Here is a 12,935-nt window from a genome sequence, read left to right as displayed (position 1 = left end):
TTCGAGGCAAGCGGCGCATTGGCGTCTGCCTTGGCCGATTACTTGCGCAACCAGTCTGCCTTGGCGTGGCGCGCGCCCCAATAGCGCTTGCCGTCCTTCTCCATCGTCCATGGGTTGAAAAACTCGCGCAGGTGAGGAATTTCAGAGTCAAGGTCGATCGCAATACGCTGGCGGACAGCCTTGCGGAATGCTCGATGCCAGCATTGTTTGCCCAGGCGCTCGGTTGTGGCGGTGGTAATTGCGCAGATGGGGTTTTTACGGCGGCTTCTGCTCATGACTGTCTCGGGGCTGATGGAGCGCAACAGGAGTGCGCTCGCCCTGGCGAACAGAGCCGGTCAGGTTAGCAGGGTGGGGCAAAACGAAAAAGCCCAGCGCTTGCCCGGGCTTTTATCTGCAACAAATCGGCGTAGGATTGTCCATAGTTGAGGAAACTATTGGCCAGCAGAGGACGCACGATGCATTCAAAACCAGATATCCAGCGAGTTCTTGAAACAGCGTTTTTACCCTCGAGGTGCGAATGCGTCATCGGTGCGAACGACAGCTTCTCGGTGAAGCTCATCAATCCCGAATCAGGCGATATCGAGCTGTATGTAACAAGCATGCCTTTGTCTGAGCTGTCTACCAGCAGGTCCATAGCCAGGTTGGTACTCTCGCTGAGAGAGCAGAGAGACCTTATGGGCAAGATGGAATTATCGATGAAGCGGCTGGGGTAGGCCCGATAAAAAAAGCCCGGCGCTGGGCCGGGAGGCGTGCAGATCGCGCCTGGCACTACGGGCAGCCATTAACCGGCTCGCGACAGCGGTCGTGTCCTTATCCCCCGTCGAGAATGATCGGGATATCGAGCGGTTTGCGCGACGCTATGATAGAAACCGTGCGCCGCAGCTGCGGGGAACGACCCCGTGCGTACGGGGTCGCTCGCGGTCTTACTGGCCGAGCTTCGACTCGACGCAGCCGGTACTGGTGCACTCGCGTTCGCGTTCCTGCAGGAATGCCATGCGTTTCTGGGTCATGTCTACCGCACAGTCCAGATTGACGAAGTAGCCGCTCGGCTTCTCTTCGCTGCATTGATTATCGCGCTGCTTGATCCAGGCGAGTTGGCCATTTTTCAGCGAAGTCTGCTGCGTTGGATTGAGATGTTTACGCAGGCCTGTGTATTCCTGATTCAGATCGCGGTCCGCCTGCGAGAACAGGTTACCTGCACAGTAAACCTGATCAAACGCATTACGGGGCTTGGCGCACCCCGCGGCTTGTGCCCCGAGGGGAAAAACGACAGCCATCAGGACAATTGCGATTTTCTTCATCGTCACACTCACTTCTCTGGGTTGAAATTCTTGGCTGAGTAGAGATATTCCAGCCCGTCACGGCTGGCAAGCAACGACCCCTTGCGAAATTGCATTTGCGATTTTCGCAATCGTTGCAGGGCCCTGCAGGCGGGGTTCCTCGTCGGGATTGGCAATTACACCCGCTTCAACGAGTACAGCCGGCATCGGAGCCGTTTTGAGCACGATCAGATCGTCGAAACGGTGAATACCGAGTCGCTGATCGATAAGTGGCCGGTTTTCGCCTTTGATCGGCGTAGCATGATAAAGAGAGGGCATTTCGCCAGCAGCGAGCAGCTTTTCACCAATTGCCTTGGCGCAGGCGAGGCTTTGTTGATAATGCGGGTTCAGTGTGGACACGAAAATCGAGTATCCCTTGAACTCTCGACGGCGACCCGCGTCGATCCACGCCTGCTGCATCGAGTCATGGTGAATTGAAACGAACAGGTTCGCACCCGGTTCGGCATTAGGTCTGTCGGCTAGCCCGATTTCGCGATTGTCGGCACCTGTACGCGTGACGCGATAACCGTCGGTCTGGAGGTCGTGTGCGACTGCCGCGCTCATATCCAGGTTGTAAAGATGCTCGACCCTGCCGCTTGCCCCCGTTGCACCTGGATGAGCAGGTGTGTGACCCGCATCGACGATGACCCGGTCTGCGTAGCAAGGCGAGGCGCACAACACGAAAACAAACGGCATAATTCTCGAAGTCAGCACTTTGAGCATTGTATTTTGCAGACCGTGTTGGTTGATGGAGCGTCATCGATCATAGCGAAGATGCGTATCCAAAATGCATTGCGCCTAAATGCTGCTGACATTTGACATGCAGTGTAGCGAATTACGGCCTTCGAATGTGGGGGCGACGAAGACCGTTGGCGATTGCGCCAAACAACAGGCCCATCGCTGAAAAACCGCATGAGTGGATGCTGGCGCATGACCACAGCCAACGCTTCCAACGCACCGAATTACGCGCCCCCTCCCCTGCTGCCCGCCATTGCAGAGTACCCATGCCGAGGATCATTGAGCCATTGCTGTAACTCGGCCTCGGCCTGTTCCAGGGCGTTGCGATTGAGCAGTTTGCGCAGCAGCGCGATGCTGACAGCCCGTGCTCTGAGGTTGAACGCGTGGCTACCGCATTGGGGGTCGGTGGGTCGGTAGACGCCCAGCTTTTCGTACAACTGCTGCAAGCGGTTTTGCACGCTGCGCAGCGACAGGCTGCGGCGGCTGGCAATGGCGCGGTCGGTCAGCCCTAATGCGATGTCTTGCAGAACTTCATACTCGGTGTCGGATAAACCCAGCACCTGGTCCTGCGACTTTTGCTGCACACCGCGTATCTCGCGATCAATAACGCATTGCTGTTCGATAAACAGGCTGCGCAATGCCAGCCGCAAGCGCTCCTCAGAGGCGGTCTTGAGCACATAACCATAGGCCGCGCCCTCTGGGACGATGCGCGAGATTCCTCGCACATAGGCTTCATCGGCGTAGTTGGACCAGAACAGAATCGACGTATCGGGCCGGTCCTTCCAGATCGTCTTGGCGGCCTCTACGCCGGTGCGTCTAGGCATCTGCAAATCCATGACCACTGCCGCGACGCTGTGCTCATGGGCCAGGCGCTCACCTATTTGCCCGTCTTCGGCTTCCAGCAAGCGGGTGCATTCAGGCAACGCCTGCTCAATCACCTCCTTGAGGAATGCGCGATGCACGGGGTCATCTTCTATCAACAAGACATCCATCATAAGGCGTGCTCCGGGTCGATGTGGCGGTCAGGCAACGGCAGGCTGAGGCGAACGTGGGTGCCCTTGCCCTGCGGGCCGCAGTCAATCTGCAGATCGGCGTCAAGCAACTGGGCGCGTATCTGCATGTTCTTGATACCGCCGGTATCCAGCAGATTGTCGCGTTCAAGCCCCAGGCCATCATCGATAATGGACAACAGCAGGTGGCCATCCACACGGCTGATGTCAATGTCGATGGACTCTGGATAAGCGTGTTTGATTGCGTTGTTAACCGCTTCCTGGATGATGCGGAACAGCGCAATTTTTTGTGGTTCCGCCAGCTTGTTGGCTTGCCCGTCGGTGTTGTCGCGCAAGTGTGTGGCAATGTTCAAACCACTGTTGCGCACGCTACGCAGTAACAGGTCCTCCAGCCCTTCCTCGAAACCGAACAACTGGAGCACGGTGGGTTTGACCGCGTCGATGATCAGGCGCAGCTCCTGCATGCTCTCTTGCAAGGCCTCGCTGACGGGCTGTAAATCGCGCCCTGACAGCGTATCGAGCAACGTCAGGCGAGCGATGCGGCGATGCAGGCGTGTCATGTCGGCCAGCGTCTGATCGTGTAGATCCATCCCAATGCGCTGCCGTTCGCTTTCCAACTCTTCGGTCAATCGCAGAGCCCCCAGGCGCAGGCCTTCTTCCCGGGCACGGATCCGGGTCTCGGCAATTGCCAGTTTTTTTGCCTGATCGGTCTGACGCAGTGCGTAGAGATAGGACGCCAGCAGGTCAGCGACATGCTGGGTGTGGTGTACATCGTCCAGGGTGTAGTAATCGGCGGCATGCTTGGAGCAGCTCAATGCGCCGATGATTTCACCCCGCGCGCGCAATGGTACGTGGAGCCGGCTGCGAAGCTGGGCATCAAAAATCGGATGATTGAAGGCTTCGGCAAACCGAAAGCGTGGATCGGTCATCGCGTCCTTGCTGAGGATGAACGGCTCTTCTCCCAGCAATACCGTACGCAGAGGGCTTTGCGCTATCGGCAGCGGGTGATTGACGAAGTCGCTCCATGCGGTATGCATCCCGGTTTCATAGGCATGCAGATGGTTTTCCCCATCGAGCAGCAGCAAGCTGACGTCCAGGTGGTCATGGGGCAGGATGATGCGTATTTCCTCGGAAATCGCGTCAATCATCGACTGAAAATCCAGCTGCCCGGCCAAGGCCCTGGAGATGCCGAGAAAGTGATGGAGCACATCCTCGGGCTGAAACTTTGGTCGTTGCACGGTCATGCACCTTTATTCTTGTAAGCCCCACCATACGCGCTATCGATGAGCACTGGCACGCTCTACGCAACGGTAAACAGGTGCCCGCCTGAAGAGCTGCGAGGCCCCGCACTTGTGTTGCGTGATCACGCATATTAAGTGCGGCGTTGCGCGCAATGTCTGCACCGATGGTCACAGACGCTGACGACAAGACAGCGCAGACTGAATCGCGAGCATGCTGTAAACCGGCGAGCACCGATCAATCGGGCCGCCAGACATCCAAAAACAATAACAAAGGTCAATCCATGAAAACTCACCCGTTGCGGTGCGTGCTTCTATCGAGTGCGCTGTTACTGTCTCCCTTCATGCAGGCTCAGGCCGATACGGCCGATAAAACCATCGCCCTCTCCAATAACTACGCCGGTAACTCCTGGCGTCAGAACATGCTCAGCAGTTGGAAGCAGACCACCGAGGATGCTGTCAAAAAAGGCATTATCGCCTCGGCAGACTCCTTCACCACCGGTGAGAACCAGCCGACCGAGCAAGCGGCACAAATCCAGAACCTGATCCTGCAGGGCTACAACGCCATCGTCGTCAACGCGGCCTCCCCTACTGCCCTGAACGGCGCCATCAAGCAGGCCTGCGACGCGGGCATCATCGTCGTCTCGTTCGACGGCGTGGTCACCGAACCCTGCGCCTATCGTATTTCCATGGACTTCAAGCAAAGCGGGATCGACCAGATGGACTATCTGGCCAAGCGATTTCCTGACGGCGCGAACGTCCTCGAGGTCCGTGGTCTGGCGGGCGTCTCTGTGGATGAGCTGATCCATTCCGGGATCATCGCCGGCGCGAAAAAACACCCGAACCTGAAGATCGTCGGCGCAGTCAACGGCAATTGGTCACAGACGGCCGCGCAAAAAGCAGTGGCTGGTATCTTGCCCAGCCTGCCCAAGGTCGATGCTCTGGTGACTCAGGGTGATGACGGTTATGGCGCGGCCCAGGCCTTCGCCGCTGCGGGGCGGCCGACACCGACGATTATCTTCGGTAACCGCGAAGAAGAGTTGTCGTGGTGGAAGAAGCAAAAAGACGCCAACGGTTATCAGAGTTTTTCGATTTCCAGCGCGCCGAGCATCTCCAGCCTCGCGTTCTGGGTTGCCCAGCAACTGCTCGATGGCAAACAAATGCCTCATGACTTGCTATCGCCAGCGGTCAGCGTGACCCAGGACACCCTCGAAGCCTCGCTCAAGGGTCTTGAAAAGGGCGGGATCGTCAGCCAGGTGTACAGCGTCGATGACGTCGCCAAGCTGAAAAGCCCATCCGCTCAATGACCAACGCATGCCGCGCCCACGTGCGCGGCAATGCCGAGGAGAATGTCATGACTACCTTTCAACGTGCGCTGGTGACCTTCAAGGATGCCAGCAAATCGTTTGGCGCCGTGCGTGCCCTGTGTAACGTCAACCTGAGTGTGCAAGCCGGTGAGTGCCTGGGCTTGATCGGTCACAATGGCGCAGGCAAATCGACCCTGATGCAGGTTCTGGCGGGTACCCTTGAGGCTGACAGCGGGGTACTGCTGGTCGGCGCTGAAGACGTGCGGTCCAGCTACGGCGTGCAGGCGGCGCGCCTGCGCGGTATTCGCTGTGTGTTTCAGGAGCTGTCGTTGTGCCCCAACCTCAGCGTCGCCGAAAATACCCGGCTGATGTCACCGGCCATTCGTGGATGGGGCTGGCGACGCAAAGCCAAGGCGCTGATCGACACGCAGCTTGATGAGATTTTTCCGGGTCACGATATTCACGCCGACGATATCGTCGCAGAGTTACCGATCGGCAAACGCCAAATGGTCGAGATCGCTCGGGCCTTTGTGCGGGTCGATGAGCGCCTTGACCTGGTGATCCTCGACGAACCCACATCATCACTGGACTCGCGCGTTGCCGAACAACTGCTGCAGTTCGTCCGGCGCTTCGTCGGGGCTGGCGGCAGTATCGTCCTGATCAGCCATATCCTTGGGGAAATGCTCGACACCTGTGACCGTATCGCAGTCATGCGAGATGGCAGCGTGGTGGAGACTCGCGCAGCGAATGACTTTACCCATGCGTCGCTTGTGGAGTGCATGGGCAGTGCTGCCAAGGAGGCTGCCAAGCAGCAGGTATTTGTCTCGCGACGCACCCACACATCCCCTGCGGTCGCTCAGCGCCCGGCCCGTCAGACCAACGCGCTCACCGTCAATGCGCATCCCGGCGAAATCGTTGGCTTGGCCGGGCTTGCCGGGCATGGTCAAAGCCAGTTGCTTATTCAGGTGCTGCGCCAACGTATTGCCAGCGGGCAAGGGGCCGCGCTAGTCGCGGGGGATCGGCAAAGTGACGGCATATTTCCAATGTGGTCGATTGCGCAAAACATCACGATCAGCTCCCTGGGCCATCTGAAACGCGGCGCCCTGATCGACCCGGATGCAGAGCAGGCCATGGCGCAGGAATGGCAAAAACGCATGGCTATCCGCACACCCGACATGGCCAATCCGATTTTGTCGCTGTCCGGGGGCAACCAGCAAAAAGCCCTGTTCGCCCGTGCACTGGCGTCCCGTAGCGATTTGATCCTGATGGACGACCCCATGCGTGGCGTCGATGTCGGCACCAAGCGTGAGGTTTATTCCATCATCACCGAGGAGGCGGCCAAAGGCCGCACCTTCATTTGGTACACCACTGAGCTGGAAGAGCTCGATTACTGCAACCACATCTATGTTTTTCGTGATGGCCAGGCTGTGCTGGACCTGCCACGCAGTGAATTGAGCGAGGAGCAGATCCTGCGCTGCTCCTTCAAGGAGCAAATGGCATGAATGCATCCACCTCTCTCCCGTCGAAGGCAGTCCCCGTAAAGCCCCCCGGATTAAACCGCGCACGCCTGTTGCGCAGTGCATTGCCGGGGGTCTCGCTAACGGTACTGCTCATCACCATTTTCATCATGCAGCCCAGGGCGATGAGTTACATGGGCATGAACCTGATGCTCAATCTGGCAGTACCGATAGCCTTGGCGACTATCGCACAGATGCTGATCATCACAGTCAACGACCTTGATCTGTCGATGGGCAGCTTTATCAGTTTCGTGGCCTGCGTTTCGGCAACGTTGCTCAACCAGCAACCGGTACTCGGCTGCCTGGTGTTGCTGGGCTGCATCGCGGTGTATGCCTTGCTGGGTGCGCTGATCCACCTGCGCAACTTGCCTTCCATCGTCGTGACCCTGGGCATGTCGTTCATCTGGATGGGCGGTGCCGTGCTGCTGTTGCCAGCGCCAGGCGGCAGTGCGCCGCAATGGCTGCAAAGCCTGGTACGCATCAAGACGCCGTTGCTGCCGTTCGCGATCATCGTCTGTGTGGTCCTGGCGATTGCGGTGCATGTCTTTTTGATGCGTTCCACGCTGGGCGTCGTATTGCGGGGCGCGGGCGGCAACCCGCTGGCAATCGCCAAGGCGGGTTGGTCGCTGCTGCGCATCAAAGTGACGATGTACGCGCTGGCCGGTACGTTCGGGGTGTTCTCTGGTCTCTTTCTGGTGGGCCTGACCACCTCCGCCGACGCCAGCATTGCGCTGCGCTACACCCTGCTGTCCATCGCTGGCGTAATCCTTGGCGGCGGTGAGTTTGTCGGTGGCAGGGTCTCGCCCACTGGTGCCGTGCTCGGGGCACTGACGTTGGTGTTGGCCGGTTCATTGCTGTCTTTCATGCGCATTTCCCCGGACTGGCAGATCGGCGCGCAAGGCGCGATCTTGATTCTGGTCCTGGCGCTGCGTACGTCCGTCAACCGTCTTGAGGCGCACCCACTATGAAGACTGCTCCTTTCTTGAATACGGTCATGGGCAAGCCCTGGTTATGGTCGTTTCTGGCGGCGTTACTGATTTGGATCGCCACCATCGCCTTCACCGGCGGCGAAGGCGCCGGTTCGCTGTTATCAGGTGCACTCAGTTTCTCGGCGTTCTTCGTTATCGTCGGCATCGGTCAGATGTTCGTGATCACGACCGGCCCCGGCAACATTGATTTGTCGATACCGGCCAACATTGCCCTGAGCGGGGCCATCGGGATGAAGTTGATGGACAGCCAGGCCGGCTTGATCTGGCTAGGCGTGCTGGGCGTTTTAGCCGCTGGCGTGTTGATTGGTTGCGCCAACTACGCGCTGATCCGGCTACTGCGCATCCCGCCCATTATTGCCACGTTGTCGGCCAGTTTCCTGTTGCAATCCATGGCGATCGCCTACGGCCGTAGCGTACGCATCCAGCCACCAGAGATTTTCTATCAGTTCTGCACAGGTCACATTTTGGGCGTGCCTTATCTGGCAATCAGTGTCGTGTTGTTGGCTGTGGTCATGGGCTACGTGCTGACGCGCAGCCTTTACGGTCGCTGGACCATCGCCATTGGCCAGAACGCCCGTGCAGCAGAACTCGCCGGGGGACGCGTCAACCGTATCCGCTTCGCGACCTACGTACTCAGTGCGGTCTTCGCCAGTGTCTGCGGCCTGCTACTGGCCGGCTTTTCCGGTGGTGCGTCGTTGAGCATGGGCGAGGAGTACCTGCTGGCGTCGATTGCCGTGGTGGTGATCGGCGGGACGTCGGTGGCGGGCGGCTTTTCCAACGTGCCAGGCATCTGGGGCGCGGCGCTGTTTCTCTACCTGCTGGTGAGCATGCTCAACACCTTTGGCGCCAGCGCCGGGGTGCGCCTGATACTCACTGGCCTGATCATCATTGCGGTCATCACCGCCGTCAGTGGCCGTAAAACGGCACGCACTGCCTGAAGCAAGGGTATTTCCATGTTTGAACCTCAGTATGAATACATCGATGAGCGCTTCCGGGCGTTGACCCTGCCCAACACCCAGCTTGAGCAGCTGTACAACCAATGCCGCTGGGCCGAGGGGCCGGTCTGGTTCAACGACGGTGGTTACCTGTTGTGGAGTGACATTCCCAATCAACGTATTTTGCGCTGGACCCCAGAGCAAGGCGTCTCGGTGTTTCGTCCCGACTCCAACTTCGCCAACGGCAATACCCGCGATCTCCAGGGAAGACTAGTCACCTGTGAGCACGGTACGCGACGCGTGACACGTACTGAACCGGACGGGTCGATTACGGTGATTGCGGACCGCTTCGAGGGTAAGCGTCTGAACTCACCGAACGACGTAGTGGTTCATCGCGATGGTGCCATCTGGTTCACCGACCCGACCTACGGAATCATGAGCGATTACGAAGGCTTCAAGGCCGAGCCGGAACAGGCGGGGCGCAACGTCTATCGGGTCGATCCGAATACGGCTGAAATTCGCTGCGTGGCCGCGGATTTCGTTCAACCCAACGGGTTGGCGTTTTCACCAGACGGCAACACTCTGTACGTGGCCGACTCAGCGCGCTCCCACTCTGCCTCAGCCCCCCACCACATCCGTGCGCTGGACGTACTCGACAATTGCCGACTGGGTCGCTCGCGGATATTCGCAGAGATCGAACCCGGGATTCCCGACGGGTTTCGTGTCGATGTGCAAGGGAACGTCTGGACCAGCGCAGGAGATGGCATTCAATGCTTTGCCGCCGATGGGACGTTACTGGGCAAGATTCTGTTGCCGGAGAAAGTCGCCAACCTGACGTTCGGCGGGCCGCGCCGCAACCGCTTGTTCATCACCGCCAATACCTCGCTGTACATGATCCATGTAGCGGTGGCAGGGGCGCAGATGCCGTAAACCTGCCAGCGCCGTATTAATAATAAAAAACCGCCTCAAGGCGGTTTTTCTATGGGTAGCGCCACTTATTCCTAAAGTGCTCCGTCCGTGTATGGCCAATGTTCCCACCAAGGTGCCTCGTGCGTCGGTCTCACCCAATATCGTGGCGGTCAGCTGACCGCGCAGGCCATTGAGTGTCGCAACCAACTCTGCCTGATCGGCGATTTTAATGACGATGGTGGCAGGCCCAAATACTTCTTCCTGCACCAAGGCGTCGCCTTCCAGCGGCGAGCTGACGCCTTCTCAACGACGCTTTGCCTTCGTCAGTTCAGCAATCAGAAAATCCCTGAATGCAGAAACCGCCGCCGGTAAATTGCGTCCAGCCATGCTTTGCAGTTCGATGCGGCGTGCCTGCATGCCCTCATCGAGGATCGGCAAGCATTGCAACTGCTTGTCTGCCACCTGTTTGTGCAAGGTCATTTCGCTGGCCAGGCTGATGCCTCCCTCTTCACGGACGAAGCTGTAGAGCGAGGCAACGTAATTGGTGGTCAATACCGGGTCGAACAACAACCCCTGTACACCGCAACAGATGTCGAACAGTTGCCGTATCGTGGTATCAGCCTTGGGTAGCGCAATGGGCCAGGGTTGCAACTCAGCGAGGCTGACCGACTCACGCCCGGCCAAGGGATGGGAATTGGCGACCACGGCAAGAATCGCCCCGCTCAGGACATGTTCGACCTTGATTTCCTTTTGCGGCATCAGGCTGAAGGTCATCGCCAGATCGGCTTCGCCGGAACGAACCTTCTCAGTCGCTTGCGCCGGTGCACAGACCTCCAATGTGAAATGAATACCCTGATACTCACGCCTGAACGCGCTAATGCTCCTGGGCATGTATTCCAGTGCAAATCCTTCCGAGCAGGCAACATGCACATGGCCCCGTTGCAACCCATGCAGCTCGGTGATTTCCAGCACCACCTGCTCAGCCTCAAGCTGCGACTTGCGCGCATAAGCCGCCAATCGCACTCCCGCCTCGCTGAGCACCATGCCCCGGGCACGACGCTCAAACAGGCTGGCATCCAGGGCCAGCTCAAGCTTGGAAATTTGTCGGCTCACCGCTGACGCCGCGACATTCAGTCGCACTGACGCTTCGCTGATCGATCCGCATCGCGCTACTTCAAGAAAGTAGCGCAGCGCCGTGGACTGCACACCATACAGCTGCATCGCTACCCCCAAGCATTGCCTTTTCGGCAACAGAAGTATCTAAATATTATTCTTGTGGCATTGATAGCCTTTCCCTACATTCGTGTCCACATCAAAAAAAACAGTACCTGACCTTTTAACCCTCCTTTACGCATTTGCGATTCGCTGCCCTTTGATTCAACCACTCTCGCCAACGGAGACGACGGCATGGGCATCAAAGGTTTCGCCTGCAGTATTGCGCTGATGGGCCTCATCAGCAGTTTCCCGGCTCATGCCGGCAAAGCCAACGACACCCTGGTTTACGCTTCCGACAGCGAACCTGAAAACATCAGCCCCTATCACAACGATTTACGCGAAGGCGTGATTCTCGGCCGGCTGATCTGGGACAACCTGATCTACCGCGATCCCAACAGCGGCGAATACAAACCCATGTTGGCCACCAGCTGGAAACAGGTCGACGACACCACCATCGACTTTGAGCTGCGCAAGGGCGTCAAATTTCACAACGGAGACGCCTTCACCGCCGACGACGTTGTGTTCACCCTCAACTACGTGGTGTCGCCCGAAGCGAAAGTCGTTACCGTGCAAAACGTAGACTGGATCAAGAGCGCCGAAAAAACCGGTGACTATAGCGTTCGTCTGTATTTGAAGAAGCCTTTCCCTCCGGCACTGGAATACCTGTCCAACGCCGTTCCGATGTTTCCCAAGCAGTACTTCGAGAAGGTCGGCCTGGCCGAATTCAGTCACAAGCCAATTGGTACCGGGCCGTATAAAGCCGTGTCGGTGGTAGCGGGTGAAGGCGTGACCATGGAGATCAACAAGGACTACTTTCCGGACAGCCCACAAGGCATGCCACATATCAGTCACCTCAAGTTCCGGGTGATCCCGGATGCAGAAACCCGCCTGGCCGAGTTGATGACCGATGGTGTCGACTGGACCTGGCGTGTGACTGCCGATCAGGCAGTCGACCTCAAAGCTGTGCCGAACCTGACCGTGACCAGCGGCGAAACCATGCGCATCGGTTTCCTGATTCTGGATGCCCGGGGCACCTCCACTGAAAACTCACCGATGAAGAACCTCAAGGTGCGTCAGGCCATCAACCATGCGATCAACCGCAACGCACTGGCCACGCAATTGGTGGGTGGCCAGGCCAAACCCTTGCAGGTCGCCTGTTATCCAGGCCAGTTCGGCTGCGATACCACTGCGGCCACGGTCTACAACTATGATCCGGCCAAGGCCAAAGCGCTGCTCGCCGAAGCCGGTTACCCAAATGGCTTCGAGACAGAAATTTTCGCTTATCGCGACCGTGATTACGTCGAGGCCATCATCGGCAACCTGCGCGCCGTGGGCATCAACGCCAAGCTGCGCTTCTTGAAGTACGCCGCCCTGCGTGATCAGCAACGTGGCGGCAAGATACCAATGTCGTTCCAGGCCTGGGGCTCGTTCTCGATCCTCGACACCTCGGCGTCGGCCGGTACCTGGTTCAAGGGCAACCCGGACGACAACATCAAGGACCCGCAAGTCCAGGGCTGGTTGCAGACCGCCGATAATGCCCTCGACCCGCAGGTGCGCAAGGACAACTACCGCAAGGCGTTGCAACGCATCAGCGAACAGGCTTATTGGGCGCCGCTGTTCAATTACTCGATGAACTACGCCTACACCTCCGAACTTGTGTTCACCCCGTACCCGGATGAGCTGCCGCGTTTCGTTCAGTCCAGCTGGAAGTAATCCGCAACCGAGCGGTTTGATCGAGAGATGCCGTGGCTTGCGGGC

The 12,935-nt window shown here is 58.2% G+C and carries 13 protein-coding genes and 1 pseudogene; 7 read left to right on the top strand and 7 right to left on the bottom strand.

Going from position 1 to position 12,935, the window contains the following annotated elements; genetic code table 11:
* Window positions 1-38: 38 nt before the first annotated feature.
* Entirely contained in the window at window positions 39-275 is a 237-nt protein-coding gene (locus ACCD02_RS16890) for a hypothetical protein (protein ID WP_413303978.1), read from the bottom strand.
* Window positions 276-455: 180 nt separating this feature from the next.
* On the opposite strand from ACCD02_RS16890, the gene ACCD02_RS16885 reads away from it, so the two are divergent.
* Window positions 456-713 carry a DUF1652 domain-containing protein gene (locus ACCD02_RS16885; RefSeq protein ID WP_413303976.1) on the top strand — a complete coding sequence of 86 codons (258 nt, stop codon included), beginning with the start codon at window positions 456-458 and terminating at the stop codon, window positions 711-713.
* A gap of 210 nt (window positions 714-923) precedes the next feature.
* Here the strand turns inward: ACCD02_RS16885 and ACCD02_RS16880 are convergent, their stop codons facing one another.
* The 4 genes from ACCD02_RS16880 to ACCD02_RS16865 form a co-directional block, all read right to left on the bottom strand.
* Window positions 924-1,301 (bottom strand): lysozyme inhibitor LprI family protein, encoded by a 378-nt coding sequence (locus tag ACCD02_RS16880; protein WP_413303973.1) that lies wholly within the window; start codon window positions 1,299-1,301, stop codon window positions 924-926.
* Between the two features lie 57 nt (window positions 1,302-1,358).
* Window positions 1,359-2,042 (bottom strand): N-acetylmuramoyl-L-alanine amidase family protein, encoded by a 684-nt coding sequence (locus ACCD02_RS16875; RefSeq protein ID WP_413303969.1) that lies wholly within the window; start codon window positions 2,040-2,042, stop codon window positions 1,359-1,361.
* Window positions 2,043-2,281: 239 nt separating this feature from the next.
* Window positions 2,282-3,052: a response regulator gene (locus ACCD02_RS16870; protein WP_413303966.1), complete on the bottom strand. Its 771-nt coding sequence runs from the start codon at window positions 3,050-3,052 to the stop codon at window positions 2,282-2,284.
* Window positions 3,049-4,311, bottom strand: coding sequence for an ATP-binding protein (locus ACCD02_RS16865; protein WP_413303963.1), 1,263 nt, complete (start codon window positions 4,309-4,311; stop codon window positions 3,049-3,051). The genes ACCD02_RS16870 and ACCD02_RS16865 overlap by 4 nt, the downstream gene beginning before the upstream one ends.
* Before the next feature lie 278 nt (window positions 4,312-4,589).
* Between ACCD02_RS16865 and ACCD02_RS16860 the strand changes: the two genes are divergently transcribed.
* Genes ACCD02_RS16860 through ACCD02_RS16840 form a run of 5 tightly spaced genes read left to right on the top strand, consistent with a single transcriptional unit; the run spans window position 4,590 to window position 9,983 of the window.
* Window positions 4,590-5,612, top strand: a complete 1,023-nt coding sequence (locus ACCD02_RS16860; protein WP_413303961.1) for a substrate-binding domain-containing protein — start codon at window positions 4,590-4,592, stop codon at window positions 5,610-5,612.
* Between the two features lie 47 nt (window positions 5,613-5,659).
* On the top strand, window positions 5,660-7,114 hold the full coding sequence (locus ACCD02_RS16855) for a sugar ABC transporter ATP-binding protein (protein WP_413303958.1): 1,455 nt from the start codon (window positions 5,660-5,662) through the stop codon (window positions 7,112-7,114).
* Window positions 7,111-8,097 carry an ABC transporter permease gene (locus ACCD02_RS16850; protein WP_413303954.1) on the top strand — a complete coding sequence of 329 codons (987 nt, stop codon included), beginning with the start codon at window positions 7,111-7,113 and terminating at the stop codon, window positions 8,095-8,097. The genes ACCD02_RS16855 and ACCD02_RS16850 overlap by 4 nt, the downstream gene beginning before the upstream one ends.
* Entirely contained in the window at window positions 8,094-9,056 is a 963-nt protein-coding gene (locus ACCD02_RS16845; RefSeq protein ID WP_413303951.1) for an ABC transporter permease, read from the top strand. Before ACCD02_RS16850 ends, ACCD02_RS16845 begins: the two co-directional genes overlap by 4 nt.
* 15 nt (window positions 9,057-9,071) lie before the next feature.
* Window positions 9,072-9,983, top strand: coding sequence for an SMP-30/gluconolactonase/LRE family protein (locus ACCD02_RS16840; RefSeq protein ID WP_413303948.1), 912 nt, complete (start codon window positions 9,072-9,074; stop codon window positions 9,981-9,983).
* Window positions 9,984-10,109: 126 nt separating this feature from the next.
* Here the strand turns inward: ACCD02_RS16840 and ACCD02_RS16835 are convergent.
* Together ACCD02_RS16835 and ACCD02_RS16830 are read right to left on the bottom strand one after the other, a co-directional pair.
* Window positions 10,110-10,259: pseudogene (locus tag ACCD02_RS16835) on the bottom strand (aldehyde dehydrogenase family protein); the annotation flags it as partial.
* Between the two features lie 6 nt (window positions 10,260-10,265).
* Complete coding sequence (locus ACCD02_RS16830; protein WP_413303946.1) at window positions 10,266-11,183, bottom strand: LysR substrate-binding domain-containing protein; 918 nt, start codon at window positions 11,181-11,183, stop codon at window positions 10,266-10,268.
* 186 nt (window positions 11,184-11,369) lie between these two features.
* On the opposite strand from ACCD02_RS16830, the gene ACCD02_RS16825 reads away from it, so the two are divergent.
* Window positions 11,370-12,890 carry an ABC transporter substrate-binding protein gene (locus ACCD02_RS16825; protein WP_413303943.1) on the top strand — a complete coding sequence of 507 codons (1,521 nt, stop codon included), beginning with the start codon at window positions 11,370-11,372 and terminating at the stop codon, window positions 12,888-12,890.
* Window positions 12,891-12,935: the final 45 nt, after the last annotated feature.

The sequence above is a fragment of the Pseudomonas sp. Pseusp88 genome (assembly GCF_047303955.1).
In the GTDB taxonomy this organism is placed as follows: Bacteria; Pseudomonadota; Gammaproteobacteria; order Pseudomonadales; family Pseudomonadaceae; genus Aquipseudomonas.
This window is presented reverse-complemented; position numbering and strand designations above follow the sequence as displayed.